The organism is Streptomyces sp. NPDC032822 (assembly GCF_055578825.1).
This window is the reverse complement of record NZ_JBVIOL010000022.1, coordinates 62,943-82,944: the sequence shown is the minus strand read 5'-3', so window position 1 is coordinate 82,944 and position 20,002 is coordinate 62,943. Positions and strand designations below refer to the sequence as shown.

Here is a 20,002-nt window from a genome sequence, read left to right as displayed (position 1 = left end):
CTGTGCCACACCCCTTGGGAAACCCCCCATCGAAGATCATCGCTGTCCACCTCAACTTCCGCAGCCGCGCCGAGGAACGCGGCCGCACCCCCGCTCATCCCTCCTACTTCCTCAAGCCGCCGTCGTCGCTGGCCGGCACCCAGGAGGCGATCATCAGGCCGCGGGGCTGCCGACTCATGGGCTTCGAGGGCGAGATCGCCCTCATCATCGGTACACAGGCCCGACAGGTGCGGCCGGGGGACGGCTGGCGCCATGTGCGCTGGGTGACCGCCGCCAACGACGCGGGCGTCTACGACCTGCGCTACGCCGACCGCGGCTCCAACCTCCGCTCCAAAGGCGCAGACGGCTTCACCCCGATCGGGCCACGACTGCTGGACGCCACCGAACTCGACCCCGCCGGACTGCGGCTGAGGACATGGGTGAACGGCGAGATGGTCCAGGACGACACCACCGACACCCTGCTGTTCCCCTTCGGCGAGCTGATCGCGGACCTGTCCCGACTGGTCACCCTGGAACCTGGCGACGTGATCCTCACCGGCACACCGGCCGGCGCCTCGGTGGTCGAACCGGACGACGTGGTCGAAGTCGAGGTCGGCGACGGCCGGTTGAGCACCGGAGTGCTGCGCACCCCGATCGCCGGAGCCGATCACGACCTGGCGCCGTGGGGCGCACAGCCCAGGACAGACCGCGCCGAGGAGGAATCGGCCTACGGGGCCGGGTACGTACCCGAACCGCTGCTGGACGAAGACCTCGCCGACGGTCTGCGCTCGGTGGCCGTGGCGACGCTGAGCGCCCAACTCCGCTCGCGCGGTCTGCCGCACATGTCGATCGACGGCGTGCGACCGGTCAGCGGCACGGCGCTGGTGGGCGTGGCCCACACTCTGCGCTACCTGCCTCTGCGCGAGGATCTGTTCAAGTGTCACGGCGCCGGCATGAACGCCCAGAAGCGCGCGATTGAGGAACTGCGCCCCGGGCACGTCCTGGTCATGGACGCCCGGCGGGACCCGACCGCAGGCACGCTCGGCGACATCCTCTCGCTGAGAGCCGCCAAGCGGGGGGCAGCCGGTGTCGTCACCGACGGAGCCGTACGCGACAGTGCCGCCATCGCGGAGATGGGCCTGCCGGTGTACGCGGCAGGCAGACACCCCTCCGTCCTCGGCCGTCGGCACGTCCCCTGGGACACCGGGATGCCCATTGCCTGCGGCGGGGCCCTGGTGCAGCCCGGCGACCTGATCGTCGGCGATGCCGACGGCGTGGTCGTCGTACCGCCCGACCTCGCCGGGGAACTGATCGCTGACTGCCGCGAACAGGAACGGCAGGAGCGCTTCATCACCGAGCAGGTGGCCGCGGGCGAGAGCGTCGACGGCCTGTATCCGCTGGGTCCGGCCTGGCGGGACGCCTACGAGAACTGGTGCAAGGGAGAAACACAGTGAAGTTCCGCAGTGACCCGTCGGCCATCCGCGGGTCCATCGCCCCCGTCGTCACACCGTTCACCGCGGATGGCGCCCTCGACCACGACAGCCTGCGCGCCCTGATCCGCTTCCAGCTGGAGTCCGGCTCGCACGGTATCTCGCTCGGCGGATCGACCGGCGAGCCGAGCGCGCAGAGCGTCACCGAGCGGATCGCCACGATGCGCACGGCCGTTGAGGAGATCGGCGACCGGGTGCCGTTCCTGCCCGGCACCGGCTCCCACAAGCTCGACGAGACCCTGGAACTCACCGCCGCCGCCCAGGACGTGGGCGCCGACGCGGCCCTGGTCATCACCCCGTACTACGCCCGCCCCACCCAGGAGGCCCTCTACCAGTGGTACGCGAGGGTGGCCCGGGAGATCCCGGATTTGCCGATCGTCGCCTACAACGTGCCCTCCCGCACGGCCGTCGACATCGCCCCGGAGACGGTGAAGCGGCTGTTCACCGACTTCGAGAACTTTGTGGGGGTGAAGGAGACGACGAAGGACTTCGAGCACTTCTCCCGCGTGTTGCACGCCTGCGGGCGGTCGCTGCTGGTGTGGTCGGGCATCGAGCTGCTGTGCCTGCCGCTGATGGCACTCGGCGGAGCGGGTTTCGTGTCGGCCGTCGCCAACCTCGCGCCCGGCGCGGTGGCACGGATGTACGAGCTGTGGGAGGCCGGCGAGTTCGACGCGGCACGTGACCTGCACTACCGCCTGCACCCGCTGGTCGACCTGCTGTTCGTGGAAACTAACCCGGCCCCCGCCAAGTGGGTCCTCGCCCAGCAGGGCCGCATTGCCTCCGCCCACGTCCGCCCGCCGCTGACGTCGCCCACCGAGGCGGGCCTGACGAAGATCCGTGCGCTGCTGGCCGAGGGCGGCGACCTCACCGCACAGATCGGAGCATGACCATGAGCATCGAGAACCTGCCTCCCGCCATCCAGCACTGGATCGGCGGCGAGTCGGTCGCCAGCGCCGACGGGCGGACGTTCCCCGTGGCCGATCCGGTGTCCAACACGCCCTACGCCAAGACCGCGTTCGGTGGCCCGGCCGACGTCGACCGGGCGGTGGCAGCCGCCCAGTCCGCCTTCCCCGTCTGGTCGTCCCTCGGTAACCGGGAGCGTGCCAACGTTCTGGTCAGGATCGCGGACGCTGTCGAGGCCAGGCACGAGCGGCTAGCGTCGTTCGAGTCGTACGATACGGGGCTGCCCATCACTCAGGCGAGGGGTCAGGCGCGCCGGGCTGCGGAGAACTTCCGTTACTTCGCCGACGTGATCGTGGCCCTCGGCGAGGAGGCCTTCCGACAGGGCGAGGAGCAGTTCAGTTACGTCGTGCGCAAGCCGGTCGGCGTGGCCGGGCTGATCACACCGTGGAACACCCCGTTCATGCTGGAGAGCTGGAAGCTGGCCCCGGCCCTGGCCTCCGGCTGCACGCTGGTTCTCAAGCCCGCCGAGTGGACCCCCCTGTCGGCCTCGCTGTGGCCGGAGATCTTCGCGGAGGCAAGAGTGCCCGCCGGGGTGGTCAACATCGTCCACGGCCTGGGGGAGGAGGCCGGTCAGGCACTGGTCGACCACCCGGACGTGCCGCTGATCTCCTTCACCGGCTCCACCGACACCGGCCGCCACATCATCCGCTCCAGTGCCCAGCACCTGAAGACCACCTCGATGGAGCTGGGCGGCAAGTCCCCGGCCGTCGTCTTCGCCGACGCCGACCTCGAGGCCGCCCTCGACTCGGTCGTCTTCGGCGTGTTCTCCCTCAACGGGGAGCGCTGCACGGCCGGTTCACGGGTGCTGGTGGAGCGGCCGGTGTACGAGGAGTTCACCCGCCGCCTGGCGGAGCGGGCGGCTGCCGTCCGGGTCGGACCGCCCTCCGACCCGGCCACCGAGGTCGGCGCGCTGGTACACCCCGAGCACTACGAACGTGTCCTGAACTACGTCGAGATCGGCAAGAAGGAAGCTCGCCTGGTCGCCGGCGGCACCCGGCCCGCCCATCTCGCCGACGGCAACTATCTCCAGCCGACCGTCTTCGCCGACGTCCCCCGCGACGCTCGCATCTTCCAGGAGGAGATCTTCGGCCCCGTGGTCGGCGTCGCCCCCTTCGACACCGAGGCCGAGGCAATCGATCTGGCCAACGCCACCCAGTTCGGCCTCGCCGCCTATATCTGGACCTCGAACCTCAAGCGCGGCCACCGCATCGCGCACGCCGTCGAGTCCGGCATGATCTGGATCAACTCCCACAACGTACGTGACCTACGCACCCCCTTCGGCGGGGTCAAGGCGTCCGGGGTCGGCCGAGAGGGCGGCGCCCACTCCATCGACTTCTACACCGAGTCGAAGATCGTCCACGTCGCCCTCGGTGAGGTCCACACCCCCCGCTTCGGAGCCACCCGATGACCACCGCCCACCCGGACGCTCCCGATGTCATCCGCTCCGCCTACGCCCAGCTCGCTGTCACCGACCTCGCCGCTTCCCGCTGGTTCTGGGTCGACATGCTCGGATTCCACGTCCAGTACGAGGACGCCGGCACTCTGTGCCTGCGCGGCACCGACGAGTTGACCCACCACTCCCTCATCCTGCGCAGGGGCCGGCTCGCCGCCCTCGACCACATCGCCTACCGGGTCCGCACCCCCGACGACGTCGACAAGGCGGAGAACTTCTTCGGCCAACTCGGCCGCCCGGTGCGGCGCGTCCAGAAGGGCGAAGGCACGCCCGGTGTCGGTGACGCCGTCCGTGTCATCGACCCGCTCGGCTTCCCTGTCGAGTTCTTCTACGACATCGACCGCGCCGAACGCCTCATCCAGCGCTACGACCTGCGCCGTGGCGCCGAGGTGGCCCGCCTGGACCACTTCAACATCTGCACCCCGGACATCCCCGCCGCCTACGCCCACTACAAGTCCCTGGGTTTCGGCTGCTCGGAGACGATCGAGGGCGACGAGCACGAACTGTACGCGGCCTGGATGTACCGCAAGCAAACCGTCCACGACGTTGCCTTCACCGGCGGCGCCGGACCCCGACTGCACCACCTCGGCGTCGCCACCCATGAATCCCACCAAGTCCTGCGCGCCGCAGACCTGTTCGGCTCGCTCCGCAAGGAGCACCACATCGAACGCGGCCCGGGACGGCACGGCGTCTCCAACGCCTTCTACCTCTACCTGCGCGATCCCGACGGCCACCGGGTCGAGATCTACACCTCCGACTACTACACCGGCGACCCGGACCACGAGACGTACCGGTGGAACGTCCACGACGACCGGCGCCGTGACTTCTGGGGCAACGCGGTCATAGAGTCCTGGTACAAAGAGGCCACCCCCGTCCTCGGCCTCGACGGGAGCCCCCAGCCCGTCTCCGACGCCGTGCTGGACGAGTCCGCCGTGCAGGTCGGCGCGGACGGCCTCGGCTGAGTGGGCGGGCTCCCGTCCCGCATCTGGCAGATCGCCCTCGACCGCGGCGTCAGGATGGACCGGACGGAAGCGTTCTGGGCTTTCCCTGACGCTACTGAACTTGATCGGGTGATGTCGGGCTCTTCGCCGGACAGCGCGCAGGTGGCCTCGGTAGTCCTGGCGAGGTGAGATATCCGCAGGGTGGAGGCCTGACTGACGCCGAGAGGGACGCACGGGAGCGGGTCCGGCTCCAGGCTGTTGCTTCCTTCGAAAGTGGGACGAAGAACCGGGAGGGCGCTGCCGCATTGCGGGTCTCGGAGCGGTCGGTGGAACGCTGGCGACGCCAGTGGCGCGAGAACGGCCACGCCAGGGTGGTGTCCAAGGGGCCACCTGGTCGACCTCGGCTGCCTGACGCCCAAATGGCCAGGCTGGTACGGGAGCTGGAGCGTGAACCGCTGGCACACGGGTGGATCGACCAGCGATGGACCCTGGCTCGGGTGAAGACGGTGATCGACCGGCTGTTCCACGGCTCCTACACCGTGGAGGGCACGTGGCGTTAGCTGCGGCGCCAGGACATGGGTCGCAGGAGCAGCACGCCGGTCATCCGGGTGCGCGGACGGGGATCGGACCGTGTGTCGATGGCGGGCATGACCTGCTACAGGGCTGGTGAGCGCTCCCGTCTTACGCGATCGGCGAGTACCGGGGCCGCAAGGAGGAGCCTCAGGGCTTCGGCTGGAAGGACTATCGCGACCTTGTCATCCGCCCCGTACACAGCTCGGCGGACCGATCGTTTTGGTGTGGGACAAGTGCGCCGTGTGGCGCTTCGTTGTATCCCCGACTCACTCGGGAGGAATTTGGAGGAACATTCCTGGGCCACCGGGCTTACCTGGAGGTGAAAGCCGAAGGGGACAACGGCATGTCCGGAAAGCGGTGACCGCCCGGAGGCGTCCGAGACGGGGTGCCGCAAGGCCCGCGCGATATGGCCAAAGCTGGATTGCCTGAAGCCCAATCTCCTGTGGTGTAAAGACCCACCCGTCGGAATGACGCCTGATACCGACGCCACGCCGTGCCCGGTCTTGATTGTCCCGGTCGGGCAGCCTCCACGGTGATGGACACCGCCCAGCGAGGACGGTCAAGGAGATGAGTGGGCGGCCAACGTCGCGCTCGATACGTACAGCGAAGACGTACCACGGGATCGCCTAAAGGGCGCGAGCCCCAAGGTGACGGGGTGGGCCCCAGACGTGTGTGCTGCCGCTCAGCGGGACGGGTTCGCCTGAACTCGCCCCGCAGAACCGACCCTGCGCAGAGCGGCCGTCTTCTACCTCGCGGACGGCGGGCCCAGGAGCACCACCTCCAGCGCACTTCCCTCCTCAGGCCAGTCCGTGCGCGGACTGTCCTGGTTATGGGGCAGGGATTCCCAGCGGAGATAGTAGGTGCCGGTGTCGTTCCGGCCGGCCAGGTCGGCCTGCAGTCGCACCGCCAGGCCAGGGTAGGTGCCGCGCACATCCGTGATCTCGGCGGGCAACTCCGGGGTCGAGGCCTCCGCCACGGGGTGCAGGCCACCGTCGATGACGATGCTCCGCGGTTCACCCGAGCAAGTGAAGTCGACGCGGATGTTGCCATCCTCCATCACCTCGGAGCCGAGCATGGACACCGTGAAGACGAGGCTGCCGCCACCGCCGAAACTCCAGCGGCCCTTCCAGTCGCTGATCGGGTGGATGTCCCACGCGCCTGATCCGTCGGGGCGCGCAACGTAGATCTGGGAGTTCCCGTCATCGTCGTACTTGTGATAGCTGATGACTGGAGTGCCCTCGGCGTCGAAGCCGAGCTTCGCGTTGCCGTTGAGCAGACCGCCGCCGTCCGGCACCGGGTCGATCACATCCGCCTCGCCGTACCGGAACGGGGTCGTCAGCGCATGGCCGGCACTGTCGAACCGATCGACGAGGTTCCTGCTCTTGGCGTAGCTCAACCGACTGTTGGTCGCGGCGTCGGGAGTGTCACGCCAGACCCAGATCATGTGGAACCATCCGTCTGGTCCGAGGGCGGGGTTCTCGAAGTAGGCGTTCCACGTCCCGCTCGGATTGTCGGCGGATCCGTCGCCGTCGAAGAGCGGCTCGTCGACCAGCCGCAACCAGGCGGAGGAGGCCTCGTCATACACGTTGAAATAGGTCACGCCGTCACCTGACCCACCATTGCGATAGCTGAAGACGAGACTGCCGTCCTGGCGGTTGATGAACTCGGGATAGGTCACCGAGTTCTCGGTCGACGCATCGATCATCGTGGTCACCCGGGTCAGCGACGTCACGTCACCGGGCACGGTGGTGCGGAAGTACACCAGCGCCGCGTTGTGCATGTTGCCGGACACATGCAGGTTGCCGTCGCGGTCCAGTCCCAGCGAGACGTAGTTGTGGCTGTCCCAGCCCAACGTCGAGGGGAGCACCTTTGTGGTCCAGCTGTCGTCCGAGAGACTGCGGTGCGCGATCGTCATCCGGCGCTCGTCGTCGTAGTAGGCCACGTACTGATCGTCATGGTGTGTCAGTACCCGTTGCGTCACCGGCATGCCGGCCCACGTCGTGTCCACCGGGATCGTCTGGAGTACCTGCCGCTGGGCATCGGGGAAGTCGTAGGAGCCCTTGTCTACCGTGCAATCGAGCGTTCCCGGAGGTGAGATGGCCGGGGTGGAAGTCGTGAGGGAGAACGACTTCGCGCGCAGGTTGCCCGTGTTCGAGTAGAGGCCGGCGGAGCCGCCCACACGGATCGGGTCGGTGGTGGGCAGCGTGTACGACGTGTCGACGAGTGTGGCCCCGGAGTCGCTGTTGCGCACCGAGACGGTGAAACGGGTCCCGGTGCGACCGAGATTCAGTTCGAGAGATGTGCCGTAGGGCGCGTTCATGTTTCCCTGGGCCAGTACGGTCGGTGTGGTGCTGGCCGCCATCTTCAGCAGCTGCCACTGCCCCGTGCGGTCCCCACCGGCGGTCGTCACGCGCAGGACGTAGTAGTCCAGCGAGGTCGTTCCCTGTACGTTCGCCGCGATACCGCTCCATTCGCGACCGGAAGGCGAGACGCTGACGATCCTGATGTGAGCACTCACGTTGTACGAGCTACCGAGCTGAACCGGACGGTAGGTGGCGACAGCGTTCGTCGGGGCGGCAGCGGAGAGGGCTTCACCGGATGCGATCGACCACGTTCCTCGATCGGAGACCCAGTTCGCCCCGAGGGAGCCGTTGGCGCGTTCGAAGTCATCGGTCCTGGTCACTTGGTCGACGGCCGACGCCGGAACGGGCGCGGAAAGCATGACCAGCATGCTCGCCAGGGCGGCGGCACTCGCGATCAGCGTGGCCCGCAGCCGCGGCAGGAATCCTCGACGTCCTTGCGCCATGGGCGTGATCGTTCCTTCTGTGTCGGTAGTGCCTGACGTGAGACATGGCTGCGGACGCATGAGTGAAACCCGCCGTGGGTGACCGCCATGCCAACGAGCGCCCGTTCGGCGGGTGATCGGCTCTGACAAGGCCTTCTCCTGGCAGTTCGCAGGACAGCACGCGATGTCATGACTGGCCTTACAATCAGCATGTGTTGGGCGGGAGTAACATCGGATGTATTAACGGACATCAATCGATGGTCTGTCTAGCGCCTCGACAGAAATCGCCAGATGAGCCCCGATGCTGCAGCTGGCAGACGCGTCCGACCCTCAGGGTCAACTTCCACAAATATATGATGTATTCAGCCGGTAAGTCGAGTGAAGAAGGCGACCGGGCTCTGCGGATGCCGGCCCCGGCCGCGCCACACTCCGCGCCCCTGGTTGCGCTCTCGCTTCGCCGCCGTGAGCGTGCGGTCCCCGGGCAAGACCGTCGACCATCCGTCACGGCCTGGGACTTGACCTCGCCACTGATGGGCCGAGAGGCCGTCGAGTGCACGGCGGGCGGCGCCGCGCCCCGACCGTGGCCGTGCCGACCGGGGAAGCCATGCCGTCGGAGGAGCCGTCAACAAGGTCCCCCTGCACACCAAGGTCCGCGCCGACCGCATCGAGGAGTGCGAGGTCGCGCACCGGGAGGTGCCCGAGCAGCTGACCGTCGTCATCCGCGCCGCGGGCGTGAGGTTCTTTAACTACCGTTGGTGGCTTTTTCGACTAGCTTCACGAGTGGCGCCACGATCTGTGGCAGGTCGTTCTCGGAGGTGAGCACCGGTTGGTCTTGCCAGGTGCGCTCGGTTCCGGAGTCGACGAAGAGCAGTGAAGTGGCGCCTGATTCCCAGAGGAACACCATCCCCGTGCGCTCCTCTGATTCCAGTGTGAGGCTCACTGCCGTGGCTTTCGGCCGCCCTTGGGACGGGGTTCCTGGGACGGGCCGCTTCACCGCAGAGCTGATCCCACGAGAGCGAAGCTCGTGTTCATGTGCGGCATGCCAGTCCTTGAGCCACTGAGCGATCTCTGACATTGCACCCCCATGCGGGCTTCGAACGGCCGTCGAACGTGATCGTAAGCCCGACAACCCCGGACGCAGGAACGGTCTTCGTCTGATCATGTGCTCCGACCAAGGTGCACGTGACCAAGTCGAAGGCCGTGAGGGTGAGTCTGCTGCCTGTTGCTGTCCGGAGGGAAGCGTTCGCGGAAGCGTCAGCCCTCCTGGGGTGAGTTCTATGAGTGTCTGAGGTTCCCCGTGATCTTGGCCAAGTTCACATCGGCTGCCATGTAGGACGTCTCCCGCCAGGCAACAGCTCAGTCCGCCGGTCTGCCGACCGGGATTCCGAGCCGGTCGGCGACGGTCGTCAGGGCCGTTCCCAGCGGCAGCGCGACCCGGGTGCGGGCATGCGGGTCGCCCCGGGTGGGGTCCCGGTTGACGATCAGCACCGGCTTGCCCTCTTTCGACGCCTGACGGACGAACCGCAGTCCGGACATCACCGTCAGCGAGGAGCCGAGGACCAGCAGCGCAGTCGACTCGCGGACCAGCCGCCGGCAGTGCTCGACGCGCTGCGACGGAACCGCCTCCCCGAAGAACACCACATCCGGTTTGAGGACACCTCCGCAACCGACGCACGGCGCGACGCGGAAATCCCCGACCTGCACGTCCGTGAGGTCTGCGTCACCATCCGGGTTGATCCCGGCGGCAACCGGATCGAAGCCCGGGTTCTCGGCCTCCAGGCGACGGGCGAGTTCGCGGCGCGGGCTGATAGCGCGGCATGAGAGGCACACGACCCGGTCCAGGCTGCCGTGGAGCTCCACGACGCCCTCGCTGCCGGCGGCCTGGTGCAGGCCGTCGACGTTCTGGGTGATCACGCCCGAGACGCGGGCGTCCCGGGCGAAGGCGGCCACCGCCAGGTGTCCCGCGTTGGGGCGGGCACGCCCGAAGGTGCGCCAGCCGAGATGGCTGCGCGCCCAGTACCGGCGCCGCGCGTGCGCGCTCCCGGTGAAGTCCTGGTAGGTCATCGGGGTGTGCCGGCTCAGGCTCCCGCCCTCGCCCCGGTAGTCGGGGATGCCCGACTCCGTGGAGATGCCCGCCCCGCTGAGCACCAGCACACCGCCAGCGCTCAGCGCGTCGACGACCGGCTCCAGGTCGGTGGTGCCCGGCAGAAGGTCCGCCGCCGCGGGGATCCAGCTCAGGGTGGGGCGCATGCGCATGCCGCCAGGGTACGGAATCGGCGGCGGCCCCCGGCGGGCATGGACGGATGCCGGGGAACGGTCCTCCATCCGCCGCGGGCAAACCGGCGCCCGGCGCACCGGGCGGGCTCGTGGGCGCGCGGGTACCCGCCGCGGTGAGCGCGAGCGCCGTTGCGGGGCGGCCTGCAGCGGAAAGCATGTCCTCAGCACTGCGACTGAGGAGGCATGTGATGTCCAGCGAGTTCCAGCGGACCAAGCTCCAGGCCATGTTCGAGGCGTTCGACGCGGACGGCAACGGCTATCTGGAGGAGGCGGACTTCGTGGCCCTGGCAGACCGCTGGGGCCGGCTGCCGCGGGTGAGAGAGGGATCGGAACTGGCGGCGCGCGTGGACGGTGTGCTGAAGGGCTGGTGGCAGCAGCTGTCGGAGACCGTGGACAGGGACCGGGACGGCCGGATCGACATGGACGACCTCCTCGCCATGGTGGACCTGCTGCCGACCGTCCCCGAGGCGGTCACCGCCACCGCCGACACCATCTTCGACGCGGTCGACGAGAACGCCGACGGGCGTATCTCGCGCGGCGAGCACCAGCGGCTCGTCGACACCTGGCACGGACGGCCCGTTGAGACCGGCGGTGCCTTCGACCGGCTCGACCAGGACACCGACGGCTACCTCACCCGCCCCGAGTTCGCCGCGCTGTGGACCCAGTTCTGGACCAGCGACGACCCCGCCGAACCCGGCAACCTGATGTGCGGCCCGATCGGCGCCGGGTGAGGCACCGGCGAGGGCCGTTCAGAGCCGGCCGCAGCGAGCCGGGTACGGGACGTAGCCCCGGCGAGGGGCGTCATCCGCGGCCTCCCCCATGATCGCCGCCGAGCGCACCCGCCGGCACGTCGAGGCACACGCCGACGAGGACGTGGCGGCGAGTCAGGAGCGGCTGGCCGGGATCCGTAACACGCTCGCTCGCCACGATCACCCCCCATATCCCGGTCGCCAAGGGCGGGTTCACCCTGGACAGCGGTCTCGCGGCGATGTCGGACCTGCAGGCCCGCCAGCCCGGCACGGGGCGGCGTGTTCGCCGCCAACGACCTTGTGGCGCAGGGCGCCTGCGGACGACGGGTCGGGTCATGGTGGGGCGTGGGTCGAACGACGCGTAGCCCGAACTTTGGGCGCGGCCAGGGGCGTTCGCGCGTCGCGCGTGAGCCCGCTGGCCGGCCAGAGCAGGAGAGCGTGGTCCCGGTGGCTTCGTCCGGGCCGCGCTCCCGTCAGCGGTCCGTCACCCAGGATGCGTCGGACGGCCGGTTCCCTGTCCGCACGATGTGGCTCGCGATCCTGAGCGCCTCGCTCAGGGGCACGGTGTCCGCGTCCGGATAGGCGTCGTGCTGTCCGCCGGTGAGGCCGAAGCCCTCACTCCAGCCCTCAGCTCCCGGGGTGACGGCGTGTTCACCGGGTCGCCCTCGCCGTCGAGCACCATGACCATCGCGCGGCGGGTGTTGGTGACGAGGGCGAGCGAACGTCCGGCACTGCCGGTCAACCAGGTCTCCAGGCGGCCCTCGCGCGGAGCGTCTGCGTCATTGTTCCGGCCGGGACGGGGGTGCCGGGGCCATCGTGGTCCACAGTCCAGGATTCCTGCACGGTACGCCGGTCTCGCGGCGGGAACGGCCTGGCGGAGGCGGTCGCCCCGGGCGGTGCGGCAAGGTCGTGGAGCCCCGTGTCGGGGCCTTGCCGGTGTCGACGGCTGTCTCGATCCAGTCCAGCGTCGCCCTCACGCGGGCGACGTTCTCGTGCACGATCACGCGTTCGTCGTCACCGAGCTGGCGATCGCGCATGCCCGGGACGACCCGGCCGGCGGATGCGACGAACGCATGGCAGGCGGTGGCCAGGTCCAGGAACTGAACCGACCGGTCGATGCTGCGGACCGCCGGGGCGACGGGACTGGTGTCCTCGAAGTGCTCGCGGGCCTGGCGGCCCCGCTCGGAAGGCGACGTCCGGCCTGCGCAGCAGTCCGGTGGTCACCTTCGCGGCGACATGGTCGTCGCGAGTCAGTTCCTCGACGACCCTGACTTTGTCCTCCTGCCTGACCTGGTCGACCACCGCCGGCCGCCGCAGCAGGTCGCTGGTGACGGTGGCCGCGACCTCCTCGTCGGTGGCCAGCGTGTGAATCGCGCTGATCTTCTCCTGCGGGGTGACCGGGCGCTCGACCTGCCGGCCGACCCTCCGGCTCGCCTCGTCCGGCGTCCAACGGGCCTTGCCCTCGGGCGGGCTGGTGATCGAGGCGAACCGTTCCTCGTCGTCCGCGACGGACGCCAGGATCTTGTGGACGGTGAAGGACACCCCCGCGACCCGGCGGTCCTTCGGCCACTTCGACGCGGTCCACCGGGCCTTGTCCACCATCGCGTAGGACAGCCCGATGTCCTCGGCCAGGCGGAACAGCGAGTCCCTGACCGTGAACAGCCCCTCGCTCCGCTCCTGGCCCCCCGACTCGCGCATCGGCTCGACCTCTTTACCGACCGGGGGTAGTGCTGCTCGTGATGTCCGTCTGGGCCTGTGACTCGGACGTCACGGGCTCGTTTACCGACCGGATCCGGAACGTTCGTCATGTTCCGAGGTCGGTACGGAGGACGAGTGGCACGGCATGTGGTGGTCGGGGACTTGAGGGTCCAGCACTGACGCGGCCAAGGTCCGAGCCATGCCGCGGCAGCCGCAGCACATGCCCTGACAAGCACCGGAAGACCCTGGTTCAGAGCAACACTGCTGTTGCGCGACATGCGACGGTGACTTACCTCAACCGATGCGCCGTGGGGATACGCCCAGGACGAGCTTCTCCAGCGCTTCCCGGACCGGGCCGAACGTCGCTACCCACGTCTCGATCAGGTAGATCTCGCTGGTCTCGTCGATACCGAGGAAAAACCGGCCCTCGTCGAGCTCACCGACGGGGAAGATGTCCCGCCCAACCGTCGAGCTCCAGTCTGCGAATCGATCCTCCTCGCCCACCGCGAGTTCGGGATCAAAGGTGAAGGGCGTCCTGGCGCAGGTGATGCCTGGCCCGCTGATCTGTACGTCCAAGCCTCCGAACTCAGTCAAGAACTGTTCGGCGGCCTCATGCATCCGGACCAGCCCAGTTGCCTCCAGCATCTCGCGCCACTGCTGAATCGGGACGCGTCGCCCCGGCTTCCATCCGGCCGCACGCAGCGTTTCCTCGACCTCGCCGGCATCCCGCCGAGTCGCCACATCCGCTTCAACCCACGCCTGGTCCACGGGCACGTTCTCAGGCCAGCCCGGCCGCCACTGGGCCAGCCACTCGTCGAAGTCCTCGCGCAGGAACTGGCGCTCTACGGGCTTGAGTCGCACCTGCGGCCGCGCATCGGCCCACCAGACCTCGAACTCCGCCACGGTCCCTACCGTCGGCCAGCGCTCCGCGGCGGCCGGAAGCAGCAGCACGTCGACGAACCCTCCAACCGGAAGGCCGATGTCAATGAAGATCCCCGTCGCACCCGGATTCGGGACTGCGGTTACCGTCCCCGAAAGCCTCTGTCCCAATCGCAAGCCTCTCCGGGCCTGGATCCACTCTTCGACGCTGACCATGAAGCACATCCTCGCAGCGGAATCAGCGCAACGGGGTGATGCGCCTGCAACAGTGCTGTTGTCTCGATGCCAGACATGTCAGCAGGTCAGCCCCGCCCGACGAAGGACAGTAGCAACTCGAACTGGCGGAAGAAACGCCGCCCTCTACACCGGCAAGCACTCCGTCCTGGCCGTTCTCGCCACGAAGGAGCACGCGACGGTGCCGTCCATCAACGGTCGGCGCGCGGGCCGCCCGGGCACCGCTGCGTGGGGGCGGGCCGCATGAGCGTGGCGACCCTGCCCGAGGGCGACTGGATCCGCGGCATCACGATCCGCCAGCCCTTCGCGACCTGCATCATCGCCGGGAAGAGCCCGAAGAACAGGCCCGCCACGACCTTTATGGATAGCTCAGCGGCGGTTCATGGGATCTGACCTGGTGTCTTGTGTGGCGGACATGTCTGTGACGGGTTCCGCCCGCACGGAATCTGACCGGTTCCTAAGGGCTGTCCCGAATTCGATCTACGGAACGTGCGCTGACGTGTTCGTCGTGGGGGCGCGGACGGGATTGTGCAGGCCGGTGATGCCGAGGACTCAGTTCTGGTTCACTGGCCAGACCGCCGCCGGATCGCAGTGGGCCGGGCACGCCAGCAGGTAGACCTCGTTGCCAAGAAACAGCCCGTAGGTGTCGGCCCCAACGCTGTAGGGCTGCTCTGGTTGGCCAGGATGGACCGCACCTCCGGGGCAGACGAGTTGGCTTCGCAACCCTCGTACTGCACCGGAGGACCTGGCTTCATGCGCCCGCCCGGCCGAAATCACCTGACCAGGCAACCTGTTCGACCAGAACCGCCCTCACGATTGATAGGACTACGGCTTCTTACGAATGACCAGCTCTGACCCACGCTTGGAAGGTAGGACAAGCTCAGGTCAGCAGGGTGACCGAGTAGTCGAAAGTGGTCCCTGTGACGGTGTAGGTGGCCGTCTGGCCGTTGTCGCAGTAGGACACGTAGGAACTGCCGTACTCGTTGGTCCCGCCGACCGCCTCGATATACGGGCGGATGTCGGTTCCCTCGGGCAGGGCGGTGGTGGATAGGTCGATGATCCTGGTCTGGTTGATCGGGTAGTCGTCGGTCGGAGCCGACTGTTCGCCGGTGCGGGCCGAGGCGGCCCAGGACAGGACGAAACCCGCGTTGTTGACGACGGCGACCTTCTGCACGCAGGGCTGGGCCTGTGCGGGGGCCGCCGTCGCGGTCACCGAGGGCAGCACCGTCATCGCCGTGGCGCTGGTCAGAATCGCGGCCGACCGTCGCAGTATCCGGTTCATGATCGGATCTCCATTCCCGGCCGGGACTGTTCCGGCCGTGAGCGGCGAGTGACCCGATGCGGCGTCAGAAAACCTATGAGGAAGGGGAGTTGTGAGTGGCGTGGGTCGATCGGTCGATCAGCTGGATCATGCGCCCTCGGACACCCCGCCAGCCTAGGCGCCTTCTGGCGGGTCAAGCGGCGGCTCATGAGCGTGATGCAGGCCCAGGTGATGAGTGCTTCGCTCATCTGGGGGAGGCGTTCGTGGTCGCGGCAACCAGCAGTTACGGGACGTGTCTTGGTGTCGGTTTTCCGACCTGGTCTGGGACGAGCAGTCCACGCCTCAGCAGTGGCGGGCCTCCTTCGCCGAGGTGCACGAGGCGTAGGTCCAGTTCAGCACCGCAGTCGCCGTCGCCGGGCCGGTATCCGCCGCGGAGGCGGCCGAGGATCTACGTGTGGCCATGTACGACTGGGAGAAGGCCGGGATGGACTGGTTTGCGGCGGCCCTGCGGGAGGGGCACGGCCGGCTCCCCGAATGCGCAGAGCACTTAGAACAGGCGTGGCAGGCGAAACGCGCTCCGGACCGCGCCTTCCGGCAAGCAGCGTGGAAGGCGCGGGGAACGGACCAGCCGGAGCAGGATCGCCACTGCAGACGCCGATCGGCCCAGGCAGTTGGCTGTCCGCCGGGGCCTGCCGGATGAGTCCCCGAGGGGTGGCCGCCGACTTGGCGGCCCCGCCGTCGGTGCCGTTCAGCCGAAGGGGATGTGTTGAGCACTCGCACGCGCCTTCGTAGGCAGCCCGCCAGGCAGGCCCTGATCGCGCCCGTGCCCGGCATGCGGCGCCGCCCGTACGGCGGGGCAGCAGATGGTGTGCGGCACAGTGTTTGTCGGGGGAACGGCTACCGTGACGTCTCCTTTGCCACTAGATTTGATGTCATGACTGCCATCACTCTGCGGATCCCCGACGCCATGGACAAGCAGCTGCGCGACGCCGCAGCCGGCGCCCCGTCGCTGAACGACTACATCCTGCGTGCCGTGCGCCGGCAGATGACCCTCGACGCCGCCCGCAAGCTCGTCTCCATCGCTCCCCTCGACCTCGCAGGCGAGGGCGACGCCCTGTGACCATCCGCAAGGGCGATGTCTGGGACGTCGACACCGGCAAGGGCACCCGTACGGTTCTCGTCGTCAGCCTCGATGGGCTCGCCGAGGCCTACGGCGCGGTCGTCGCCCTGGTGCTACACGCTCCGGCACAGCACCCCGACACGGCGATGAGCGTGCATCTGACCACTCCGGTCGACGCCTCTCTCGTCGCCGTCAACCTCCTGCAGCTCTCAGCCATCCGCTTCGAAACCGGTACGCTGCACGGCAACATCGGCCCCGAGCAGCAAGAGCTCGTCGCCAACGCCCTCCGCGCGGTCCTCGACCTGTAGACATGCCGTCTCGCACGGCGTCGCCGTGCGAACTGTGCTGGTCGGGCGGCCTATGGGGAAATGGTCGTCTCCACGATCTTACGGATGTCGATCACGTTCGGTCTCGTGAGCATCCCGGTCACGGTTCATGCCGCCACGGAGCAGCGCGCCACCGGCCTCAAGCAGGTTCATGCCAAGGGTGGCTCGAAATCAAGCTTCACCGTTACTGGGCCGAGAGGGCCGGCAGATGTCAGCGGCGTCCGGGGTGCAGTCCCAGCCAGCCCGGGGACGGCGCTCCGGTGACCTCGCCGACGTAGAGGGTCAGCTGCTGTCGGAAGCGTTCGACGAGGGCGCGGTCAGCCATGAACGTGTCGAAGCCGTCCAGGTTGGCGTTGGGGTAGTCCCAGATGGGGCGGTAGCCGGAGTGGGGGGTGATGTCGGTGCGGACGGACCACATGTAGAAGTCGGACTGGGTCTGCTTGTCGAGCCACCAGTTCAGGTACAGCTTGGCGGCGGCCGGGTGCTTGGCGTTCTTGAAGATGGCGGCGCGCTGGGCCCAGGCCATGAAGGGGTCGTGCTTCGGGAGGACGAAGCGGGTCTTGACCCCGTCGGCAGGGGTCAGCATGCCGTCGGTGCCGAGGGCGATGGCCGCGGTGCCGGCCTCGACCCGGTCGGCGGGTTCCTGGCTGCCGCGTACCCAGGCGATGTCCTGGGCGACGACGCGCAGACCGGTGCCCAGCTCGTCGATCCGCTGGTGGTGCTAGCAGGAGACGACCACCTTCTCGCCCCGGAACACGACCGGGTGCACGAGGTGCCGGTGGTCGGGCTCCATATGCTGTTGCAGCGTGCCGCCGAGTAGAACGTGGTCGGGATCGGTCTCGCGCAGTACCTTGAGCAGGCCCAACCCCGGTCCCGCGGCTGCCATCTGGCAAGCAAGCCTTGGAAGTAAATGCGGTTCTGCCCGGCCATCCGGTCCTGGCGTACGGGCGTCGCTTCGGCTGCCCCTCCCATGGCTGCCTGGGGACGCCGCTGCGCGGCTCAGTCCGGTTGAACCGGTGTATGCACCGCTCTTGTGCCGGTTCAGCCGGTTCGGGTCGTCCTTGTTCTTGGCCACCTGGATGCACAGCAGGTTGTCGTGAGCGTCGGCGTGCTGGTGAAGGACGTAGTGGGCATCGTTCGTCGTTCCCGACTCGGGGCAAGCACCGACCGCTACTCATGCTCGGACAAGCTGATCTCGCTACTCCGAGGCGTCTGCCAGGTCGACGGAGGGCTCTTGTCCACGCTGGAAGGCATGGCCGAAGTGTTGGCCGGAGCTGCCGACGGACACGAGGTCCGGGTGTTTGGCCACGCGACCGTCTCCGGAGGAACGCCCACGCGCGCGCCTGCCGATCCACGGGCCTAGGAATCCGGCGACCCAGCGCGCCTCGGCTGACGCGGCACGCAGGAATCGTGCCCGACCAACAGGCAGGACGGGCAACGGGTGCGTCCAGGAGGCGTCAGCGTCTGGCAGGTTGAGCGAGTGAGCGAGCGCCGCCGCGATCCGCTGGTGGCCGAGTGGGCTCGAGTGGAGGCGGTCCTGACTCCACAGGCGTGGATCCGTTGCCACCGGATACAGGGTGACGTCGGCGACGACGACACCATGCCGGTGTGCCGCCGCGCGAACGCGGTGGTTCAGCGCCTCAAGACGCGGCCGGAGCGGACGGGCCAGTGGAGTGATGCGCGCGATGTCGGGAATGGTGAGCGTCGCCACGCGCGCCCCCTGGCCGGTGAGCGCGGCGAACATCGCCTCCAGATGCGCGGCCACCTCATCCGGATCGAAGCGGGGGCGCAGCATGTCGTTGACTCCGGCCACGACCGTCGCGAAGTCCGGCCGCAGCGCAAGCGCCGTGGGCAACTGCTCCGCGTGGACCTGCCCGGCCAGACGGCCCCGCACTGCGAGATTGGCGTATTGGAGCTGCGGGCTGTGCCGAGCCAGGTGCTCGGCGAGCCGGTCGGCCCACCCGCGCAGGCCCGTCAGATCGTCGCCGTCGCCCACCCCTTCGGTGTGACTGTCACCCAGGGCCACGAAGCGCAGGTAGCGGGTCTCAGTGCCTGACATGAGCGGCTGGCTCCTTCTCGCGATCACCGGAAGAACCATCACTCTACTCACTTTTTTGAGTATTCATCTTGGTGCGCTGGTCAAGCCTGCGCAACGCCATGTCGCCCCACTGGAGGTTCTCCCGCTCGAACGACATCCCGCGCAGCAGAGTGAGGTACGGGCCGATACGCTCGGCCTCGGCGAAGTACGCCTCCTCCGAGCGGCCGCCCAGCAGTCGTTGCCGGATTCTCTCGTAGCGGGCCAGCTTGGCCGTGGCCCATTCCATGCGTTCGACGACGGCGGCGCGCACCGCCTCGACGTCGCCGGCGTCCGCGCACTGCATCTTGACCAGCAGCTCGTCCCTGATGACCGCGGGCCGACCCGGTGGCTCGGCCGTGTATGCGCGCACAGCCTCCCGCCCAGCCTCCGTCAGGGAGAACAGCCGTTTGTTGGGACGACGCCGCTGCTCGACGAGGCGGGCCGCGACCAGCCCCTCGGCCTCCATGCGCTCCAGCTCCCGATAGAGCTGCTGAGGCGTCGCCGCCCAGAAGTTCGCGACCGTCGCGTCGAAGCCTTTCGCGAGGTCGTAACCGGACGCCTCGCCCTCCAGCAGCGCGGCCATCACCGCGTTCCGCAATGCCATGGGAGCAAGGTACGGCCCAGCGAGCACTCAATGGTGAGCACTGCCGGAGCGCCGCACCCTCGACAAGCACCGGAGTCGCCTCTACCCTCCTCTACACATATACAACTTGTTGAGTATCGAGGTCGATCATGCACCCCTTTCGCAAGGCCGTCGAGAACGGTGACCTGGACGCCGTGGCCGCCCTTCTGGCCGACGACGTCGTCTTCACCAGCCCGGTCGCCTTCAAGCCGTACCCGGGCAAGGCGATCACCACCGCGATCCTGCGCGCTGTGACACAGGTCTTCGAGAACTTCACCTACGTCCGGGAGATCGCGAACCCCGACGGCCGCGACCACGCGTTCGTCTTCACCGCGAGCGTCGCCGGAAAGAAGCTCCAGGGCTGCGACTTCCTGCACTTCGACGAGGACGGCAAGATCGACGACTTCACGGTGATGGTGCGCCCGCTGTCGGCCGCCCACGCGCTGTCCGAGGCCATGGGCGCCCAGTTCGAGAAGATCGCCCGAGAGGCCGCCGAGCAGTGAGCCCGACGACCGACGCCGTGGTCATCGGCGCGGGAACGCCTGACTGACCGCCGCCACCCTCCAGCATGCGGG

The 20,002-nt window shown here is 68.3% G+C and carries 17 protein-coding genes and 3 pseudogenes; 10 read left to right on the top strand and 10 right to left on the bottom strand.

The features are described from left to right. Positions 1 to 2: 2 nt before the first annotated feature. The 5 genes and pseudogenes from ACZ5VD_RS38095 to ACZ5VD_RS38075 form a co-directional block, all read left to right on the top strand. Positions 3 to 1,433: a fumarylacetoacetate hydrolase family protein gene (locus ACZ5VD_RS38095; protein WP_468554906.1), complete on the top strand. Its 1,431-nt coding sequence runs from the start codon at positions 3 to 5 to the stop codon at positions 1,431 to 1,433. After that, positions 1,430 to 2,356, top strand: a complete 927-nt coding sequence (dapA, locus tag ACZ5VD_RS38090; RefSeq protein ID WP_468685025.1) for a 4-hydroxy-tetrahydrodipicolinate synthase — start codon at positions 1,430 to 1,432, stop codon at positions 2,354 to 2,356. The genes ACZ5VD_RS38095 and dapA overlap by 4 nt, the downstream gene beginning before the upstream one ends. Continuing rightward, on the top strand, positions 2,353 to 3,840 hold the full coding sequence (gene hpaE, locus ACZ5VD_RS38085) for a 5-carboxymethyl-2-hydroxymuconate semialdehyde dehydrogenase (RefSeq protein ID WP_468554904.1): 1,488 nt from the start codon (positions 2,353 to 2,355) through the stop codon (positions 3,838 to 3,840). Before dapA ends, hpaE begins: the two co-directional genes overlap by 4 nt. Further along, positions 3,837 to 4,847 carry a 3,4-dihydroxyphenylacetate 2,3-dioxygenase gene (gene hpaD / locus ACZ5VD_RS38080; RefSeq protein WP_468554903.1) on the top strand — a complete coding sequence of 337 codons (1,011 nt, stop codon included), beginning with the start codon at positions 3,837 to 3,839 and terminating at the stop codon, positions 4,845 to 4,847. The genes hpaE and hpaD overlap by 4 nt, the downstream gene beginning before the upstream one ends. A gap of 164 nt (positions 4,848 to 5,011) precedes the next feature. After that, positions 5,012 to 5,630: pseudogene (locus tag ACZ5VD_RS38075) on the top strand (helix-turn-helix domain-containing protein); the annotation flags it as partial. Between the two features lie 514 nt (positions 5,631 to 6,144). Here the strand turns inward: ACZ5VD_RS38075 and ACZ5VD_RS38070 are convergent. After that, positions 6,145 to 8,205 carry a BNR repeat-containing protein gene (locus ACZ5VD_RS38070; RefSeq protein WP_468685023.1) on the bottom strand — a complete coding sequence of 687 codons (2,061 nt, stop codon included), beginning with the start codon at positions 8,203 to 8,205 and terminating at the stop codon, positions 6,145 to 6,147. A gap of 615 nt (positions 8,206 to 8,820) precedes the next feature. On the opposite strand from ACZ5VD_RS38070, the pseudogene ACZ5VD_RS38065 reads away from it, so the two are divergent. Further along, positions 8,821 to 8,916, top strand: a pseudogene (locus ACZ5VD_RS38065) (L-rhamnose mutarotase); the annotation flags it as partial. A 624-nt stretch (positions 8,917 to 9,540) separates the two neighbouring features. Here ACZ5VD_RS38065 and ACZ5VD_RS38060 read toward each other — a convergent pair. Continuing rightward, positions 9,541 to 10,440, bottom strand: a complete 900-nt coding sequence (locus tag ACZ5VD_RS38060) for an NAD-dependent protein deacetylase (protein WP_468554901.1) — start codon at positions 10,438 to 10,440, stop codon at positions 9,541 to 9,543. A 176-nt stretch (positions 10,441 to 10,616) separates the two neighbouring features. Between ACZ5VD_RS38060 and ACZ5VD_RS38055 the strand changes: the two genes are divergently transcribed. Then, positions 10,617 to 11,192 (top strand): EF-hand domain-containing protein, encoded by a 576-nt coding sequence (locus ACZ5VD_RS38055; protein WP_468554900.1) that lies wholly within the window; start codon positions 10,617 to 10,619, stop codon positions 11,190 to 11,192. 947 nt (positions 11,193 to 12,139) lie between these two features. On the opposite strand, the pseudogene ACZ5VD_RS38050 reads toward ACZ5VD_RS38055, so the two are convergent. The 4 genes and pseudogenes from ACZ5VD_RS38050 to ACZ5VD_RS38035 form a co-directional block, all read right to left on the bottom strand. Continuing rightward, a pseudogene (locus ACZ5VD_RS38050) lies at positions 12,140 to 12,920 on the bottom strand (DUF6192 family protein); the annotation flags it as partial. 282 nt (positions 12,921 to 13,202) lie between these two features. Next, positions 13,203 to 14,003 (bottom strand): SUKH-3 domain-containing protein, encoded by an 801-nt coding sequence (locus ACZ5VD_RS38045; RefSeq protein ID WP_468685022.1) that lies wholly within the window; start codon positions 14,001 to 14,003, stop codon positions 13,203 to 13,205. 209 nt (positions 14,004 to 14,212) lie between these two features. Next, positions 14,213 to 14,374, bottom strand: a complete 162-nt coding sequence (locus ACZ5VD_RS38040; RefSeq protein ID WP_468554917.1) for a hypothetical protein — start codon at positions 14,372 to 14,374, stop codon at positions 14,213 to 14,215. A 527-nt stretch (positions 14,375 to 14,901) separates the two neighbouring features. Beyond that, positions 14,902 to 15,303, bottom strand: a complete 402-nt coding sequence (locus tag ACZ5VD_RS38035) for a hypothetical protein (RefSeq protein ID WP_468554898.1) — start codon at positions 15,301 to 15,303, stop codon at positions 14,902 to 14,904. A 913-nt stretch (positions 15,304 to 16,216) separates the two neighbouring features. Here ACZ5VD_RS38035 and ACZ5VD_RS38030 point away from each other — a divergent pair. Then, the gene (locus ACZ5VD_RS38030) at positions 16,217 to 16,402 is read left to right on the top strand and encodes a hypothetical protein (protein ID WP_468685020.1); all 186 of its coding nucleotides are present in this window, start codon (positions 16,217 to 16,219) and stop codon (positions 16,400 to 16,402) included. Beyond that, positions 16,399 to 16,710 carry a hypothetical protein gene (locus tag ACZ5VD_RS38025; RefSeq protein ID WP_468685019.1) on the top strand — a complete coding sequence of 104 codons (312 nt, stop codon included), beginning with the start codon at positions 16,399 to 16,401 and terminating at the stop codon, positions 16,708 to 16,710. Before ACZ5VD_RS38030 ends, ACZ5VD_RS38025 begins: the two co-directional genes overlap by 4 nt. 229 nt (positions 16,711 to 16,939) lie before the next feature. On the opposite strand, the gene ACZ5VD_RS38020 is transcribed toward ACZ5VD_RS38025, so the two are convergent. The 4 genes from ACZ5VD_RS38020 to ACZ5VD_RS38005 form a co-directional block, all read right to left on the bottom strand. After that, entirely contained in the window at positions 16,940 to 17,395 is a 456-nt protein-coding gene (locus ACZ5VD_RS38020) for a hypothetical protein (protein ID WP_468554915.1), read from the bottom strand. Between the two features lie 54 nt (positions 17,396 to 17,449). Beyond that, the gene (locus tag ACZ5VD_RS38015; protein ID WP_468554895.1) at positions 17,450 to 17,614 is read right to left on the bottom strand and encodes a hypothetical protein; all 165 of its coding nucleotides are present in this window, start codon (positions 17,612 to 17,614) and stop codon (positions 17,450 to 17,452) included. Between the two features lie 312 nt (positions 17,615 to 17,926). Further along, entirely contained in the window at positions 17,927 to 18,787 is an 861-nt protein-coding gene (locus ACZ5VD_RS38010) for an SGNH/GDSL hydrolase family protein (protein ID WP_468554894.1), read from the bottom strand. Between the two features lie 43 nt (positions 18,788 to 18,830). Further along, complete coding sequence (locus tag ACZ5VD_RS38005) at positions 18,831 to 19,409, bottom strand: PadR family transcriptional regulator (RefSeq protein ID WP_468554893.1); 579 nt, start codon at positions 19,407 to 19,409, stop codon at positions 18,831 to 18,833. A 128-nt stretch (positions 19,410 to 19,537) separates the two neighbouring features. Between ACZ5VD_RS38005 and ACZ5VD_RS38000 the strand changes: the two genes are divergently transcribed. Further along, a complete protein-coding gene (locus tag ACZ5VD_RS38000; protein ID WP_067271159.1) occupies positions 19,538 to 19,930 on the top strand; it encodes a nuclear transport factor 2 family protein in 393 nt (130 codons plus the stop codon). Positions 19,931 to 20,002 lie beyond the last annotated feature (72 nt).

Bases quoted from the DNA above. Each gene is read 5' to 3' on its own strand.
- ACZ5VD_RS38000 (WP_067271159.1), top strand. From the start codon at position 19,538: ATGCACCCCTTTCGCAAGGCCGTCGAGAACGGTGACCTGGACGCCGTG.
- ACZ5VD_RS38030 (WP_468685020.1), top strand. From the start codon at position 16,217: ATGACTGCCATCACTCTGCGGATCCCCGACGCCATGGACAAGCAGCTG.
- ACZ5VD_RS38070 (WP_468685023.1), bottom strand. From the start codon at position 8,205: ATGGCGCAAGGACGTCGAGGATTCCTGCCGCGGCTGCGGGCCACGCTG.
- ACZ5VD_RS38055 (WP_468554900.1), top strand. From the start codon at position 10,617: ATGTCCTCAGCACTGCGACTGAGGAGGCATGTGATGTCCAGCGAGTTC.
- ACZ5VD_RS38060 (WP_468554901.1), bottom strand. From the start codon at position 10,440: ATGCGCATGCGCCCCACCCTGAGCTGGATCCCCGCGGCGGCGGACCTT.
- hpaD (WP_468554903.1), top strand. From the start codon at position 3,837: ATGACCACCGCCCACCCGGACGCTCCCGATGTCATCCGCTCCGCCTAC.
- ACZ5VD_RS38035 (WP_468554898.1), bottom strand. From the start codon at position 15,303: ATGAACCGGATACTGCGACGGTCGGCCGCGATTCTGACCAGCGCCACG.
- ACZ5VD_RS38015 (WP_468554895.1), bottom strand. From the start codon at position 17,614: ATGGCAGCCGCGGGACCGGGGTTGGGCCTGCTCAAGGTACTGCGCGAG.
- ACZ5VD_RS38010 (WP_468554894.1), bottom strand. From the start codon at position 18,787: ATGTCAGGCACTGAGACCCGCTACCTGCGCTTCGTGGCCCTGGGTGAC.
- ACZ5VD_RS38045 (WP_468685022.1), bottom strand. From the start codon at position 14,003: ATGGTCAGCGTCGAAGAGTGGATCCAGGCCCGGAGAGGCTTGCGATTG.
- hpaE (WP_468554904.1), top strand. From the start codon at position 2,353: ATGACCATGAGCATCGAGAACCTGCCTCCCGCCATCCAGCACTGGATC.
- ACZ5VD_RS38005 (WP_468554893.1), bottom strand. From the start codon at position 19,409: ATGGCATTGCGGAACGCGGTGATGGCCGCGCTGCTGGAGGGCGAGGCG.